At 69.6% G+C, this 14607-nt stretch carries 15 protein-coding genes; 9 read left to right on the top strand and 6 right to left on the bottom strand.

Translation table 11 applies throughout. From position 1 onward, the window contains the following. Nucleotides 1-20 precede the first annotated feature (20 nt). Nucleotides 21-1493, bottom strand: coding sequence for a family 20 glycosylhydrolase (locus tag DEI98_RS07895; RefSeq protein WP_181437978.1), 1473 nt, complete (start codon nucleotides 1491-1493; stop codon nucleotides 21-23). A gap of 110 nt (nucleotides 1494-1603) precedes the next feature. Beyond that, nucleotides 1604-2128, bottom strand: a complete 525-nt coding sequence (locus tag DEI98_RS07890; protein ID WP_111100418.1) for a hypothetical protein — start codon at nucleotides 2126-2128, stop codon at nucleotides 1604-1606. 284 nt (nucleotides 2129-2412) lie between these two features. Between DEI98_RS07890 and DEI98_RS07885 the strand changes: the two genes are divergently transcribed. The 5 genes from DEI98_RS07885 (at nucleotide 2413) to DEI98_RS07865 (ending at nucleotide 8985) form a co-directional block, all read left to right on the top strand. Next, nucleotides 2413-3474: a LacI family DNA-binding transcriptional regulator gene (locus tag DEI98_RS07885; RefSeq protein ID WP_209050904.1), complete on the top strand. Its 1062-nt coding sequence runs from the start codon at nucleotides 2413-2415 to the stop codon at nucleotides 3472-3474. Nucleotides 3475-3621: 147 nt separating this feature from the next. After that, nucleotides 3622-4959 (top strand): ABC transporter substrate-binding protein, encoded by a 1338-nt coding sequence (locus DEI98_RS07880; protein WP_110864172.1) that lies wholly within the window; start codon nucleotides 3622-3624, stop codon nucleotides 4957-4959. A gap of 11 nt (nucleotides 4960-4970) precedes the next feature. Then, on the top strand, nucleotides 4971-5930 hold the full coding sequence (locus DEI98_RS07875; protein ID WP_258370776.1) for a carbohydrate ABC transporter permease: 960 nt from the start codon (nucleotides 4971-4973) through the stop codon (nucleotides 5928-5930). Continuing rightward, a complete protein-coding gene (locus DEI98_RS07870) occupies nucleotides 5927-6835 on the top strand; it encodes a carbohydrate ABC transporter permease (protein WP_110864171.1) in 909 nt (302 codons plus the stop codon). Before DEI98_RS07875 ends, DEI98_RS07870 begins: the two co-directional genes overlap by 4 nt. Nucleotides 6836-6885: 50 nt before the next feature. Further along, a complete protein-coding gene (locus DEI98_RS07865) occupies nucleotides 6886-8985 on the top strand; it encodes a beta-galactosidase (protein ID WP_111100473.1) in 2100 nt (699 codons plus the stop codon). 52 nt (nucleotides 8986-9037) lie between these two features. On the opposite strand, the gene DEI98_RS07860 is transcribed toward DEI98_RS07865, so the two are convergent. Next, a complete protein-coding gene (locus DEI98_RS07860; protein WP_111100417.1) occupies nucleotides 9038-9919 on the bottom strand; it encodes an ornithine carbamoyltransferase in 882 nt (293 codons plus the stop codon). 188 nt (nucleotides 9920-10107) lie between these two features. Continuing rightward, entirely contained in the window at nucleotides 10108-10617 is a 510-nt protein-coding gene (locus tag DEI98_RS07855) for a hypothetical protein (RefSeq protein ID WP_111100416.1), read from the bottom strand. Between DEI98_RS07855 and DEI98_RS07850 the strand changes: the two genes are divergently transcribed. Then, nucleotides 10616-10831, top strand: a complete 216-nt coding sequence (locus DEI98_RS07850) for a hypothetical protein (protein WP_146243464.1) — start codon at nucleotides 10616-10618, stop codon at nucleotides 10829-10831. The two genes, DEI98_RS07855 and DEI98_RS07850, sit on opposite strands and share 2 nt — an antisense overlap. Nucleotides 10832-10908: 77 nt before the next feature. On the opposite strand, the gene DEI98_RS07845 is transcribed toward DEI98_RS07850, so the two are convergent. Then, the gene (locus tag DEI98_RS07845; protein ID WP_111100414.1) at nucleotides 10909-11652 is read right to left on the bottom strand and encodes an SDR family oxidoreductase; all 744 of its coding nucleotides are present in this window, start codon (nucleotides 11650-11652) and stop codon (nucleotides 10909-10911) included. A gap of 83 nt (nucleotides 11653-11735) precedes the next feature. Here DEI98_RS07845 and DEI98_RS07840 point away from each other — a divergent pair, with 83 nt between their 5' ends. From DEI98_RS07840 to DEI98_RS18335, 3 genes are all read left to right on the top strand, one after another. After that, entirely contained in the window at nucleotides 11736-12185 is a 450-nt protein-coding gene (locus DEI98_RS07840) for a MarR family winged helix-turn-helix transcriptional regulator (RefSeq protein ID WP_111100413.1), read from the top strand. A 109-nt stretch (nucleotides 12186-12294) separates the two neighbouring features. Beyond that, on the top strand, nucleotides 12295-13518 hold the full coding sequence (locus tag DEI98_RS07835; protein WP_111100412.1) for an endo-1,4-beta-xylanase: 1224 nt from the start codon (nucleotides 12295-12297) through the stop codon (nucleotides 13516-13518). 164 nt (nucleotides 13519-13682) lie between these two features. Next, nucleotides 13683-14114, top strand: a complete 432-nt coding sequence (locus DEI98_RS18335) for a hypothetical protein (RefSeq protein WP_146243463.1) — start codon at nucleotides 13683-13685, stop codon at nucleotides 14112-14114. 144 nt (nucleotides 14115-14258) lie between these two features. Here DEI98_RS18335 and DEI98_RS07825 read toward each other — a convergent pair whose 3' ends face one another. Beyond that, nucleotides 14259-14597 (bottom strand): SdpI family protein, encoded by a 339-nt coding sequence (locus DEI98_RS07825; RefSeq protein WP_111100410.1) that lies wholly within the window; start codon nucleotides 14595-14597, stop codon nucleotides 14259-14261. Nucleotides 14598-14607: the final 10 nt, after the last annotated feature.

Genomic DNA, 14607 nt, shown 5'->3' with positions numbered 1-14607 from the left:
GGAGGCGCGACACGCGTCCGTCAGGAGGCTGCGGTCTCGATCATCGCCGTCACGTGCGGCGCGCTCCACCGCAGGAGCGCGTCAGATGGCGGGTCCTCAAGGTCCTCACCCCAGATCGCGACGGCGGCGCCCGACATCGGAGCCGCGAGCAGCGAACCGGAGTCGCCGTCCCACGCCCGGAGCGACCAGTTCTCGCGGAGATCGGCGACGGTGTACTCGCTGTCGGCCGGGTCGAGGTCGGTCGGCACCTCGTAGAGGTAGTACGAGTTGTAGTTGAGCAGGTCGATCCCGGCCTGCTGCAGGTCGACCGCACTCGCCCGCCGTGCTCGGCGTTCGCGGCGCTCCGCTGCGTCCTCGGTGTCGCCGTCGAAGCTCCAGTACGTGACGTGGATGCGTGGGTCCAGCCGCCCGACCGCGACCCGATCGATCCCGTCGTTCCACGCCCAGACTTCGCGGTTGCCGACCGTGGCCGCCATCGCGTTCATCCAGGCGACGCGTTGGGCGGCGGAGACGTCGTCGCCCCATTCGTCGCCGCCGATGTGCACGGTTCGGCTGGAGGGGAAGGTCTGCTGCACCTCCGCGTACAGCTTCTTCGCCAGCGCAAAACTCTCGGGCGCCGACGTGTCGAGCTCGTTCTCGCCCGAACGGATGCGGTCGACCCACTTCGTGCCGTGCTGCGCCTCGAGCAGGTCGAATGCCGCAGCCATGTGTCCGGGAGTGTCGATCTCCGGCACGATCGCGACGCCTCGCTTCGCCCCGTAGGCGGCGATCGTGCGTGCCTGCGCGGCGCTCAGGAACGGGCGATGGGTCACGCGGCTCGTGTACACGCCGTCGTCGAGGTCAGCGTTGGCGAGGGTCTGGCCGAGGACCGTGCTCTCGATCCCGACGTTCTGGTCATCGGTGAGGTGCAGGTGCAGGAAGCGGCCGCCGTCGTCGGCGAGGAGGTCGATGTACCGCTTGAGCAACGCCACGGGGTAGTAGGCGCGAGCGACGTCGAGTATCACGCCCGTCTCCGGACGCGCGCGGGTCGTCGGCTTGGTGGTGACGGTCGCGGTCGACGTGCGGCACTGCTTCGCCGAGTACGCACCCACGCAGGCGAGGACGGAGTACTTGCCGGCTTCGGCACGGGAAGGTGTCCCGCGAACTGCGGTGACCGAGGTGCTCGACCCAGCGGCGAGTGCTTTCACCGCGACCCGGCCGAGCGTGTACTTCTTCGTGCCGGCGGACAGGTACAGCCACGCGGAGGAGGCCGGCTTCCGCACCGAGGCGGTGTTCTTGACCTTGAGCGTGGTGCGAACGGCGGTGCCGGTCGAGGTGACGGTCGTCGTCGCGGTGACCTTCGTGACCGTCACCGCCGAGGCTGCGGTGTCCGCTGATCCTGCCGTTGCACGGATGCCGACCAGAGCTGCGGCCGACAGGGCGATCGCCAGGCCGACCGCGAGCGCGCGTCTGGCAGACGATCCGGGACCCACGTGCCCCTGTTGACGCACCACGACGTTCTCCCCCTCGAACACCCCGTTGCCCTCGTTGAGTCAGGATGCGCGCACGATCGTATCCGCACCGCGTCGAACGCACATCGCCCAGCGACGTGCAGAGGGGCTCCTCAGCGGACCTCCGCACTCGCCCACAGCGCACGCACAAGACTCCGGGCGCGGCGAAGAACCGGCTGCAGGCTGAGGGCAGCCCCGACGACCAGCGTGCCGGCCTGCGCGAGGAGGAACGCCACGAGCGCCACCGGGATGAACGCGGTGACGATCCAAGCGGCGGCGAACCCCACGAGCATCACCGCGAGGACCCGCACGGCGGCGAAGTTCTGTGGACCGCGAAGGACCAGCAGCCCGCCGGCAGCGAAGGTCAACGGGACGAGCGCCTGCAGGACGACCGCGATGGGGAGCCACAGCTGGCTGCTGGTCGCCGGCGACAGGGTGGTCACGAAGACGACGGTGGCGGCCGCGATGACGAGGTGCACGGCGTCGCGAGCGAGCGCAGCACCGGCAGCGGCGACGACTCCTGCTGACACGGAAATAGCAGCGACCATCAACACTTGCCCTGCTGCGACCAGATGCGTTCCGATGAAGCCGAGCAGGTTGTCGACCGCCAGCAGCGAGGCGCCGGTGGTGGTGACCATCAGGGCGGCGGTGGCAGCTCTGCGAGTGGAGGGTCGGGTGCTTGACGCCCTCACCGCCTGTCTCCGCCCGCGTGGCATGCGACCCGGATCTTCTTCATGTTCTTCCTCTCGGTTCGCGCCACGGCACGGCCAATCGATCCAGAATGCTGCACATCAGTACAAGCCACAACCTCGCACCCGCGGTGGCACCGCGGAATCGCTCTTGACTACGTAGACAATCCCGTGGTTGTCTTGCTCCCACATCCGGTCCTGGCCGGTCCCACGGAGCAGCGAAGGAGCTGACGATGAGCGGCAACGCATCGGTTCATCGCCTCCGTCCGGCCTCCATGACCGACGTCGCGACCCTGGCCGGCGTCTCCCAGAAGACCGTCTCCCGCGTGGTGAACGACGAACCGCACGTCACCGAGGCGGTCCGCGCCCGGGTCCTCAAGGCGATCGACGAACTGGGCTTCCGCCCGAACGCAGCCGCCCGCTCCCTCAAGTCGCAGCGCTCCCGCCGGATCGGTCTCATCACCATCGGCACGAACCTGTACGGCCCGACCGCCATGCTCACCGGCGTCGAGCAGGCGTGCCGCACGAACGGGTACAGCCTGGCCATCGTCCGGACCGTCGCCGCGACCGCATCCGAGCTCCAGCCGGCGGTCGACTCGCTCGTCGGCCAGGACGTCGAGGCGATCGTCTTCTCCGAGCCGGTCGAGAACCAGATGGACCAGCTCCGCCTGCCCCAGGGCGTGACGGTGCTGACGCTCGGGCCGCCGGACGTCGCCGACCGCGAGAACACCCTGGCGGTCGGTCTGGACGAGAGCGGCGCTGCGTTCGCGGCCACCGATCACCTGCTGGCCCTCGGGCACGAGACCGTGTGGCACATCGCGGGTCCGGCGGACTGGACCTCGAGTTCGCGCCGGCTGGCGGGGTGGCGGGCGGCGCTGCAGGACGCCGGCGTCGCCGAGCACGCGCCGGTCGAGGGGGACTGGTCGCCGCAGAGCGGCTACGAGGCCATGCGCTCGTTGCTCGGCCGTCCGGACCTGACAGCGGTCTTCGTCGCGAACGACCAGATGGCGATCGGCGCGATGTCCGCCATCCAGCAGCACGGGTTGTCCGTGCCGGGGGACGTCAGCATCGTCGGCTTCGACGACATGCCGATCTCGGCGTACCTGCCGACGCCGCTCACGACCATCCGTCAGGACTTCGACGAGGCCACCCGCCTCGCGATGCACCGCCTCTTCCGCACCCTCGACGGCCACCCGCCCGCCGAGCGCCACCGGATGCTGCCCGGCCAGCTGATCACGCGCGCCACCAGCGCGCCGCCGTCCGCTGAGCGGCGTCACCTCCGCCCCGCCGACTGAACCCCCGGACGGGAGGCGCGGCCCGCGTCCGTCCCGTGAGTGAGCGCTCACGGGCGCTCACCGCCACTTCCGCACGCACCTCGACGACGACGTCAGGAGACCTCCGTGACCCCAGTACCCAGGCGACTTTCCCCACCTGCGCCACCCGTGCCTCCAGGCCGTGGGCCGAGCCGACGCGACCTGCTCCGGTGGGGCGCCGCCGCTGGCGGCAGCATCGCCCTCGGCGCGCTGCTCGCCGGCTGCTCCCCGCAGTCGACGGCCGCCGTCCGTTCCGGACGCGCCGACCTGTCCTTCTGGACCCACGACCCCGGCTACGAGAAGTTCTTCACCGAGGCGTTGCCGGTCGCCGACCGGAAGTCGGACTTCGACTTCGCGCTCGACATCACCACGATCGCGGCGGCGGACATCCCGACCAAGCTCATCGCGCAGGCCGTCGCCGGCACGGGGACGCCGGACGTCGCCGGGCTCGAGATCGGGGCGTTCTGCCGGATGCTCCGCGGGGACATCGCTGCCGAACTGCTGAGCGACCTCTCGCCGTCGGTGGCGTCGCGCAAGGACGACCTGATCGCTGCACGACTCACGCCGTTCTCGAAGGACGGGCACCTCTACGCGCTCGATTCGGACACCCCGTTGTGCGTCTACTACCACCGAGCCGACCAGTTCGAGGCCCTCGGCATCCCCGACGACCTGACGACGTGGGAGGAGTACATGGACGTCGGCGCGAAGCTCAACAAGAGCAAGGGCGTCTCGCTGCACGCCGTGGCGGTCACCGATCCGGGCGGCACGCTGCAGAGCTACCAGATCCTGCTGCTCCAGCGGGGCGGCGACCTGTACGACGAGGACGGCGGCATCGCCATCCAGACGCCGGAGGCCGAACGCACCCTGCAGTTCCTGGTCGACGGTGTGCAGTCCGGGGCCATCGCGACGGTCGCTGACATGTACGGACCGAGCCTGCAGTCCGGGCTGAAGGGCGGCACGATCCTGGCCGTCGACATGCCCTCCTGGTACGCCAGCTACGGCATCAAGCCGAACGTGCCCGAGCAGAAGGGCAAGTGGAAGGTGCGGAACCTGCCCCGGTTCGCGGGTGGTGGCAGCACGACGAGCGTCGGCGGCGGCACCGGGTTCTCGGTGCTCCGCGACAAGCCGCTCACGAAGGCCGGGATCGACCTGGTGCTCGCCGCGTACCTCGACCCGGACCAGCAGGTGAAGCGCTACCAGGACCTCGGTTACCTGCCGACGCTCCGCTCGGTCTACGACGACCCGCGGCTCGCGGCGCTGAGCGACCCGTACTTCGGCGGGCAGCAGCTGTTCGGCGTCTACAAGTCGGTCGTCGACGACGTGCCCTCGCAGCACCAGAGCGCCGACGCCTCGATCCTGCAGACCGTCCTGAGCGGCTACCTCATCAAGGCCTACAAGGGCCAGATCTCCCCGAAGCAGGCGCTCGACGCCGCTGCGGCCGACTTCCGCGGCCAGACCCGCGCCTGAGGAGGACGACGTTGTCCACATCCACATCCACCGCCACCGGCATCCCGGTGTCCGCCACCACGACCAACACCGATCCACCCGCTCGCCGTCGCCGACGCCTGAACACGAACGGGGGCAGCGCGCCGTACCTCTTCATCGCGCCGTTCTACGTGCTGTACGGCCTGTTCATGATCGTGCCGGTGCTCGCCGCCGTGTACCTGTCACTCACCGAGTGGGTCGGGCTCGGCACACCGAACTGGATCGGCCTGTCCAACTACGCGAACCTGTTCCGGGACACCAGCTTCGGCACAGCCCTGGTCAACTCGTTGATCTACACACTCATCGCCGTGTTCGTCATCGTGCCGTGCTCGCTCCTGGTTGCGCAGGCACTCAACGCCAAGGGACTCCGCGCACGAGACCTGTTCCGGGTGACGTTCTTCATCCCGATGGTGCTGTCGCCGATCGTCATCGCGCTCATCTACAGCCTGGTGTTCGACACGAACTACGGACTGCTCAACGCCACGCTCAAGGCGCTGTTCGGACTGCCGAACACCGACTGGCTCGGCGACCCGACCCTCGCGAAGGTCGCCATCGGCTTCGTGCTCCTGTGGCGCACGGTCGGGTACCTGACGATCTTCTTCCTGGCAGCACTGCAGAACGTGTCGCCCGAGCAGTACGAGGCCGCGTCGCTCGACGGGGCAGGCACCTTCCGGAAGTTCACCAACGTGACGCTCCCGGCGATCCGACCGGTCACGGCGTTCGTCGTGGTGACGAGCTTCATCAGCGCCGCGCAGCTGTTCGACGAGCCCTACCTGCTCACCAAGGGCGGTCCGGGCGAGGCCACGCTCTCCGTCGCCATGTTCATCTACCGCGCCGCCTTCGAACGGCAGCAGTTCGGGTACGCGGCAGCCGCCGGTGTCGTGCTGTTCGTCGTCGTGTTCGGCGTCAGCCAGATCCTCAACCGCGCACTCGCCATCGGGAGGGACGCATGACCGCCACCACCGACCGCCCGGACACCCGGGCCGTCACGACCGCCGGAAGCCGGGCGCCCCGGTCCGGCCCGCCCCGCACCAGGGGCTGGATCGCTCGCCGCGGCCTGCTCTACGCCACACTCGTGGCTCTGCTGCTGGTGTTCGTGTTCCCGCTGCTCTGGGCGCTGTCCGGCTCGTTCAAACAGCGTGGCGACATCTTCGCGACACCGCCCACGCTCATCCCGAGCCCGGCGACGGGGGAGAACTACACGAACCTGCTCGCCACCCAGCCGTTCTGGGCCTGGTTCGGCATCAGTGTCGGCACCGCCCTGATCGCGACCGTCGTGTCCGTGTTCGTCTGCGCGATGGCCGGGTACGGGTTCGCGAAGTTCCGGTTCCGGGGCAAGCGGATCCTGTTCGCGGTGATGTTCTCGTCGCTCTCGGTGCCGTTCGCGGTGATCCTCGTACCGCTCTTCATCCTGGTGGTGAAGTCCGGGCTGACGAACCCGTGGTTCTCGCTCGTCGTCCCGTGGGTGGCGCCGGCGTTCGGCATCTTCATGATGCAGCAGTTCATCGTGCAGGCGATCCCCGACGAACTCATCGAAGCGGCCCGCATCGACGGCAACTCCGAGTTCGGAACGTTCCGCCGGGTCGTGCTCCCGCTGCTCCGGCCGTCGCTCGGCGCCCTGGCGGTGTGGAGCTTCCTGCAGAGCTACAACTCGTTCCAGTGGCCGTTGGTCCTGCTGTCCGACTCGAGCCAGTACACGCTGCCCCTCGGCCTCAACGCGATCTTCGCGTCGGAGAACCGGTCGTACGACCTGGTGCTCGCCGGCGCCGTGCTGGCGAGCGTGCCGACGATCCTCGTGTTCCTGCTCCTCCGCAAGCAGCTGCTCGACGGGCTGACCGCGGGGGCGGTCAAGGGATGACCGGCACCCCCGCCCACCACCGATCCTTCTCGAACGGAGCACCCAGCACCATGCAGCACGACCGCGTCCTCTTCGGCGCCGCCTACTACCACGAGTACCAGCCGACCCCTCGGCTCGACGAGGACATGCGCCTGATGCAGGAGGCCGGCTTCTCGGTCATCCGCGTCGGTGAGTCCGTCTGGAGCACCTGGGAGCCTGAGAACGGCCGCTTCGACCTGGAGTGGCTCGCACCGGTGCTCGACGCCGCCCACGAACACGGCATCCGGGTGATCCTCGGCACACCCACGTACGCCGTGCCGATGTGGCTCGCCCGCATCGTGCCGGAGATCAACGTCCGCCGCCGCACCGACGGCGAGGCGATGGGCTGGGGCGCCCGGCAGGAGATCGACTACGCCCACCCGGCGTTCCTGTTCCACGCCGAGCGGGTCATCCGGAAGATCGTCGCCCGGTACGCCGAGCACCCCGCCGTGATCGGCTACCAGGTCGACAACGAGCCGGGCAACGAGCTCATCGCGAACCCCGAGGTGTTCCAGCGCTTCGTCGACCACCTGCGTCACACCTACGGCAGCGTCGAGCGGTTGAACGAGGAGTGGGGTCTGACCTACTGGTCCCACCGGCTGTCCACCTGGGCCGACCTGTGGACGCCGGACGGCAACGCGCAGCCGCAGTACGACCTGGCCTGGCGCCGGTTCCAGGCCTCGATCACGACGGACTTCATCGCCTGGCAGGCATCGGTCGTGCGGGAGTACTCGCTTCCGGACCAGTTCGTGACCACGTGCATCGCCTACGAGCGGCCGACCGTCGAGGACGAGGTGCTCACCAGGACGCTCGACGTCACCGCCGGCAACCCGTACTACCGGATGCAGGACGCCCTCGAACTGCCGAGCGCCGAGGAGCCCGCACAGTTCTGGACCTCGTCCGGTGCCTGGTCGATCTTCGCCTCGGGCGACCGCATGTACGGGTCGAAGCAGGCACCGTTCCTGGTCACCGAGACCAACGCGCAGGCCATCGGGTTCTCGTGGATGAACGAACCGGCTTACGAAGGGCAGTGGCGACAGGCCGCCTGGGCCCTCGTGTCCCGAGGCGCGTCGATGATCGAGTACTGGCACTGGCACACGCTGCACTACGGCGTCGAGACGTACTGGGGTGGCGTCTTGCCGCACTCGCAGCAGCCCGGTCGCACCTACGAGGAGATCGCCCGGATCGGTGCGGAGTTCGCGAACGCCGGGGACCGGGTCGCCGGTCTCCGCCCGCACGCCGACGTCGCCCTGCTGTTCTCGAACGAGTCGAAGTGGGCACTCAACGAGCACCCGGCACTCGGCGACGGTATGGAGCCCGACCGGCGCTCGTGGCAGACGACCTACGACGCCTACGCCCGAGGCGTCTTCGATGCGGGACTGCAGGCGAACACCGTGCATCCGTCCCAGGTCTTCGACCGTGAGCCGGCGTCCTTCGCCGTGGAGCGTCCGGTGCTCGTCGCTGCCGCGTTCACCATCGCGACCGACGCCCAGCTGCAGTGGCTCGCCGCCTACGCCGAGGCAGGTGGCCACCTGGTCGTCGGCATCCGCACCGGGTACGAGGACGAAGAGGCCCGTGCGCGGCTCGAACGGAAGCCCGCGTTCCTCGACGTGCCCGCAGGCGTGCACTACGACGAGTTCAGCAACCTCGGCCGACGCATCCCGGTGTCGGCCGGAGCCGCTGCCGCTGCGCACGGGTTCTCCGTGCCGGCCGGGGCGACGGCCACCCGGTGGGCGGACGGTCTGCTCGTCGACGACGCCGACGTGCTCGTCGGGTACGACCACCCGCACCACGGTCGTTTCGCGGCGGTGACCACGCGGTCGCACGGTGCCGGTCGGGTCACCTACGTCGGGACCGTCCCGGATCCGGCGCTCGCCGCAGCGATCACGGAGTGGGTGGTCGCGCAGGGAAGCGGGTCGCCGAGCTGGCAGCCGCAGGCCGACACGCAGTCGGTCGCGAGCTCGGTCAACGGCCGCGGCGAGACGGTGCACGTGATCCACAACTGGTCGTGGGAACCGAGCACGTACGCGGTGCCGGTTGCCGCGGAGGACCTGTTCGAGGGCACGGCGCTCGCCGCGGACGCCGTGCTCGAGCTCGGGCCGTGGGACGTCCGGGTGGTCGTCGTCGCATAGCGAGACCGGAGCAGGCGGGCCGTCGGGTCGGACGGTCCGCCTGCTCCCACAGTCAGTGCTCCGGTGTGGGCGCGGAACACGAGCCGCGTAGGTCCGACCCGCCGACAGTGACGCACATCAGTTCGAGGCAGTGCGCCATGACGGCTTGCTGGACCGGCAGCAGCGCGGCCTTGAAAGCATGCCCGACGAAGGCAGGGTGTTCGAGCGCATCGGCGCTGACCTCCCGACCGCGCACGAAGGGCGGACACGGGTCGAGTAGCACCCCTGTCGGCGCGAGGTCGAGCAGGGCCGCGGTGATCCGGAACGGTTCGAGCGCTCGGGCGTGCTCGCCGGGGCCGTCGGTGAGGACCACGTCCGCTGATCGGACGGCGGTCTCCAGGTCGTCCGTCCACACTGCACCCGGGGAAGCGAGCTCGGCGGGGCAGCACTGGACCACATCGAGCTGCAGGACCCGAGCCGCTTCCTGCCACGCTCGGGCGATGTTCCCGTCTGCGCCCACGAACACGTAGCGGAACGACGAGATGTCGCCTCGCTGCCGCAGCGTGTACAGGTCAGACAGCACCTCGCAGGGGTGGTTCTCGTCGGTCATCGCGTTCACCACGGGCAGTGCCGCTGCTGCGGCCAGGCCCTCGACGACCGCGAGGTCGTGATGGCGCACGACGAGGATGTCCGCCCACGCCGCCAGGTACTGCGCGACGTCCGTCAACGCTTCCGGCTTGTCGAGCGTGGTGTCCGGGAACACGATCGGCTGCAGGCCCATCAGGGACGCGCCCCGTTCGAACGTGACCCGGGTCCGCAGGCTCGTTGACGGGAAGAACATCGCCGCGGAGCCCGCGGTCGCGGGTCCTCGGCCGTCGCGGTAGTCGTCGGCCAGGCTGAAGACGGCCTCGACGTCGGACCTGCTCCAGTCATCGAGCTTCGTGAGCGATCGCATCCCACCACCCTAGGGACGCGCCGGCGCGCTCCCGACGTGACCGGAAGGCGGCCTGGAGGCGCGTGGCGGCGCCGCCACGCGCCTCCAGGCCGCCGTGTGGTGTGGCCGGAAACCGGCCCGACCGCAGGATCGGCCTGCGCCCTTGGCGGGAAGCGCTGCGCTCGCTGCTCCGCTGTTGCGGTGCTCGCTCAGCGCGTGCGCGCAGCGAGATCGCCGTAGGCCGCCGCGTACCAGCCGACGCTGCCGTCTCCCGCGGTCGGGCCGATCGTGATCGCCGCCCTCGACGTGACCACGTACAGGTCCTCGTCGTGTCCGCAGTGGACGGAGCGTGCTGTGAGCCGTTTGCCCGTCTCCGACCCGTTCGCACCGATGCGTCCGGCCCACACGGCCATCTGCACGGTTCCGCCGCCCTGGCATGTGACCGAGACGCGGATCCGCGCACGGTCCCCGGCTCCGTCGGTGCCGAGGGAGAGTCGGCTGGATGAATCGTTGGTGCCGGCACCGCTGCCGAGTCCGCCAGGTTGTCCGGCCCATCGGTCCTGCACGCGCTGCATCCAGCCGGAGTAGGCCTTGTCGTTCTCCTCCGGCGTCGGGTGATCAGAACAGGCCGTGAGTGACACGAGGGCCACGACGGCGACGCCGATGACCAGTGTGCTGCGTCGGAGGCCGCGGCGGGCGTGGGGGAACGGAGTGCGCATGTCGTGGCAAGTGTTCCGGAGATCGGCAGCCCACCGCATCCTCCCGTTCGTGGGACTCCGCGAGACGGTGCACGTGATCCACAACTGGTCGTGGGAACCGAGCACGTACGCGGTGCCGGTCGCCGCGGAGGACCTGTTCGAGGGCACGGCACTCGACGCGGATGTCGTGCTCGAGCTCGGGCCGTGGGACGTCCGGGTGGTCGTCGTCGCATAGCGAGACCGGAGCAGGCGGGCCGTCGGGTCGGACGGTCCGCCTGCTCCTTCTGTGCAACAGCGGCTCTCGGACAGTGGTCAGGCCGCGGCCCGGAACGCCTCCAACGCCGTTCGGGCTTCCGTTGACGACGCGAGTGAGACGGAGTGGCTGCCGATGTCCGTCGCCAGGGACAGTGCGACGGCTGCGGCACCGACCTCGGACGCCGCGACCCAATCCGGCTCGCCGTCGACGAACCGGGTCCGCACCGGCCCGAGCACGAGCGCGTGGACACGCTCGTCCGGCGACTCCGCCGCGAGGACCCGCTGCATCATGAGCACCGCGGCCTGCTCCATGCTCACGGGCCCGCTGCCCGGCACCGGGAACTCGGCGGACTGCCCGACGATCACCGTGTACGCGCCGACGCCACTGAGCCGCGGGACGATCGCCCGCGCCAGTGCCATGTGCGCCGTGGCGAGCCCGGTGAACGCTCCCGCCCAGTCGTCCTCGTCGATGGTGGTCAGGGGCCCGCCCTGCCACCATCCGCCCACGGGGACGACCACGTCGTCGATGCCGCCGAGTCGTTCGGTCATCTCGGCACCGAGTGCTTCCGCCCCGGCGAAGGACGTGTAGTCGTGCGTCGGCAGGTGCAGCAGCTGGGAGGTGCCGATCGCGCCGAGCGCGGCGCGGAGTTCTGTGCCGCGCGCATCCGAACGGGTGGGGACGACGACGTCGGCACCGGCGTTGAGGTAGGCGCTGACGATGCCCTCCCCGACACCGCCTGTGCCGCCCGGCACGAGGACGCGACGACCTGAGAGGTCAGGGTTGATGGGATCTGTGGACATGTTCGACTCCTTGGTGAGACCAATGTTGGTTCAACCAACGATACGCACAATTGGTTGGTCGCACCAACTGATAGTCTTCGGGCATGGCCGACGACCCCACTCCACCCCAGGCGCTCCGGACGCTCGTGAGCTGGCAGGCCGGGCGACTCGCCACGATCGGTGCGCGCCTGACCAGCGCCCGGATGCCCCTCGAAGCGCGGTCCGACTTCGCGGTGCTGGCAGCGCTCGACGAGAACGGCGCGCTGAGTCAGGCTGAGATCGGTCGGGCGCTGGGTCTGGACCGCAACAACGTCAACGGCATCGTCGTCCGGCTCGAAGGAGACGAGGCCGTGACTCGAGAGCCCGACCCGTCGGATCGCCGGCGGAACGTCGTCACGATCACGGCCGCTGGTCGGGTCAGGCTCGCCGAGATCCAGGTGCTCGCGGATGCCGTGCAGGACGAACTGCTCGCCGCGTTGTTCACGAAGGAGCGGAAGGACCTCATCCACCTGCTCGACCGGGTTCTCTCCGTTCACGGTGGCCAGTCCGCCTGACCCCGCGGACGACTCCGCAGGGCCGACCGCCCAGGGGTGACGGCGACGATCCTCGCTGCTATGTTTGCGCGCACAACAAATCCCGGACGACGATGTCGGAGGACGCGCGATGACGCACGCACCAGATCACCGCTTCGGCGAGACGACCCTGACGATCGTCGATGCCGAAGGCAATCCCATCCCCGATGCCGACATCACCGTCGAGCAGACCTGCCATGCCTTCGCCTTCGGCAACATCGGCTTCGACTTCATCGAACTGGCCAACGGCGAAGCGCACGACGCGGCAGGCACCGAGCGCCTCGCCGACCTCTACGCCGACGTCTTCAACACCGCGACGCTCCCGTTCTACTGGGGCCGCTTCGAGCCCGAGCGCGGAGCCCCGGACACCGCCAGACTCCTGACGACGGCGCAGTGGTTCCGCGACCGGGGCATCGCCCTCAAGGGTCACCCGCTCGTCTGGCACACCGTGCAGCCCGATTGGCTGCTGGGGCTCCCGCTGGACGAGGTCGACCAGCTGCAGCGGGAGCGCATCCGCCGCGAGGTTTCCGCTTTCGCGGGCACGATCGACACCTGGGACGCCATCAACGAGGTCGTCATCATGCCGGTGTTCGACAACGGCGACAACGCGATCACCCCGCTCGCTCGGGCCAAGGGTCGCATCCCGATGATCCGGATGGCTTTCGAGGAGGCCCGCGCCGCCAATCCACACGCCACCCTGCTGCTCAACGACTTCGACCTGTCGAGCGCGTACGAGTGCCTGATCGAGGGCGTGCTCGAGGCCGGCGTGCAGATCGACGCCATCGGGCTGCAGACCCACATGCACCAGGGCTACTGGGGCGAGGACGCGATGCTCGCGATGGTCGACCGGTTCGCCCGCTACGGCCTGCCGCTGCACCTGACCGAGACCTCGCTCGTCTCCGGCGACCTCATGCCCGCGCACATCGTCGACCTCAACGACCACCAGGTCGCTTCGTGGCCGTCGACGCCCGAGGGTGAGGCGCGCCAGGCCCACGACGTCGAGCGGCACTACCGGAGCCTCGTGGGGCACCCTTCCGTCGAGGCGATCACCTACTGGGGCATCACCGACGCCGGCGCCTGGCTCGGCGCCCCGATCGGACTCGTCCGCGCCGACGGCAGCCCGAAGCCGTCCTACGACGCGCTCCGCCGCCTGGTCAAGGAGGAGTGGTGGCTCGGCCCGACGGTGCTCCGCACCGACGACCGCGGTCGGGTGCAGGTCCGCGGCTTCCGCGGCGACTACCGCGTCGACGTGCGCGGCACGTCCGCCCCGTTCACCGTCACCGACGTGCCCACGCAAGTGCAGATCGTCGCGTGACCACCTGACGGACTGGAGGCCCGGTGCGGCCCCGCCCCGCGCCTCCAGTCCGTCAGTGGCGGACCTGGCTGTGGGGGTGCTCATGGCTCTGATCGCGGTGGTGCGCTTTGCTGGGCGAGACCAGCGGACCGTCCGCGGCACCGTGAGGGGTGGACTTGATGCGTATGAGCAGACCGCACGGACGGCTCCTGCTCGTGCAACGCTCGGTCCTCGTGACCGCCGTGCTGGCGTCGGGGCTCGCACTGGTGGCCGGGTGCAGTTCGCCCCGGTTGCCGCCGTCGTCCGCAACCGCCGTCGAGGTGACGAAGGTGTACCTGGCTGCGGCGAAGGCGCAGCGGTGTGACGTGACGAAGGCGTTGACGCTCGACAGCACGTGGGCGTGGTGTCGGAACCCGACGCTGCGGAAGTACACCGTCGCGGACAAGGCGGAATCGGTGCCGTTCAACCCTGGCCACAAGGCGGAGTCCTGCGTCGACACAACGGTGACGAGTCGAGCGTCGGAGGAATCGGAGCCGATGAACGAGACGCGCACGTGGAGCTTCTGCTTCACGAAGACGGCGTCCGGCTGGCGCCTCGCGGACCAGGGACAGGGCTAGGGCGCGGCCCTGCTGAGGTGGCCGGAAGGGCCAATCTTCAGCGTGGGTGTGCGGCACCGCGACGACCTGGAGGTACGGGCCGACCATCTCGAGCAGCTCGACGGCTTCGGCGCTGAACCACGCCCGGGCCCCCCGCGTCCGACGTCACCTGGTCGCGCGTCCTGCGGCCACCACACCCCAGAAGGCTCCGCCGACGAGGATCGCGGCGCACGCGACGAACGCGGGGATGTCGTCGGCGCGTCCGAGTGCGATGTAGACCAGGCTCACTGCAACCGTTGCGCCGCCGGCGATGCTCGTCGGGACGATCGCTGCTCGGTGGCCGATGATCCAGCTCTCGTTGCTGCGCATGGTCGCCCGGGTGCGGATGCCGACGAGCCCGTTCCTGCCGATGGTGCCCCGCGCCGGCAGGACGACGAAGACGATGGTCAGGACGGCGGCTGCCATCTCGATCGCGATCACGTGGTCTCCTTCTGAGTCGGTCATCGCGCTCGTG

This window comes from Curtobacterium sp. MCLR17_034, assembly GCF_003234485.1.
In the GTDB taxonomy this organism is placed as follows: Bacteria; Actinomycetota; Actinomycetes; order Actinomycetales; family Microbacteriaceae; genus Curtobacterium; species Curtobacterium flaccumfaciens.
The sequence above is the reverse complement of the archived record's forward strand: the minus strand, read 5'-3'. Positions and strand labels throughout refer to the sequence as shown.

Bases quoted from the DNA above. Each gene is read 5' to 3' on its own strand.
- DEI98_RS07845 (WP_111100414.1), bottom strand. From the start codon at position 11,652: ATGTCCACAGATCCCATCAACCCTGACCTCTCAGGTCGTCGCGTCCTC.
- DEI98_RS18335 (WP_146243463.1), top strand. From the start codon at position 13,683: ATGAGCAGACCGCACGGACGGCTCCTGCTCGTGCAACGCTCGGTCCTC.
- DEI98_RS07860 (WP_111100417.1), bottom strand. From the start codon at position 9,919: ATGCGATCGCTCACGAAGCTCGATGACTGGAGCAGGTCCGACGTCGAG.
- DEI98_RS07825 (WP_111100410.1), bottom strand. From the start codon at position 14,597: ATGACCGACTCAGAAGGAGACCACGTGATCGCGATCGAGATGGCAGCC.
- DEI98_RS07850 (WP_146243464.1), top strand. From the start codon at position 10,616: ATGTCGTGGCAAGTGTTCCGGAGATCGGCAGCCCACCGCATCCTCCCG.
- DEI98_RS07840 (WP_111100413.1), top strand. From the start codon at position 11,736: ATGGCCGACGACCCCACTCCACCCCAGGCGCTCCGGACGCTCGTGAGC.
- DEI98_RS07835 (WP_111100412.1), top strand. From the start codon at position 12,295: ATGACGCACGCACCAGATCACCGCTTCGGCGAGACGACCCTGACGATC.
- DEI98_RS07870 (WP_110864171.1), top strand. From the start codon at position 5,927: ATGACCGCCACCACCGACCGCCCGGACACCCGGGCCGTCACGACCGCC.
- DEI98_RS07885 (WP_209050904.1), top strand. From the start codon at position 2,413: ATGAGCGGCAACGCATCGGTTCATCGCCTCCGTCCGGCCTCCATGACC.
- DEI98_RS07865 (WP_111100473.1), top strand. From the start codon at position 6,886: ATGCAGCACGACCGCGTCCTCTTCGGCGCCGCCTACTACCACGAGTAC.
- DEI98_RS07890 (WP_111100418.1), bottom strand. From the start codon at position 2,128: ATGGTCACCACCACCGGCGCCTCGCTGCTGGCGGTCGACAACCTGCTC.
- DEI98_RS07855 (WP_111100416.1), bottom strand. From the start codon at position 10,617: ATGCGCACTCCGTTCCCCCACGCCCGCCGCGGCCTCCGACGCAGCACA.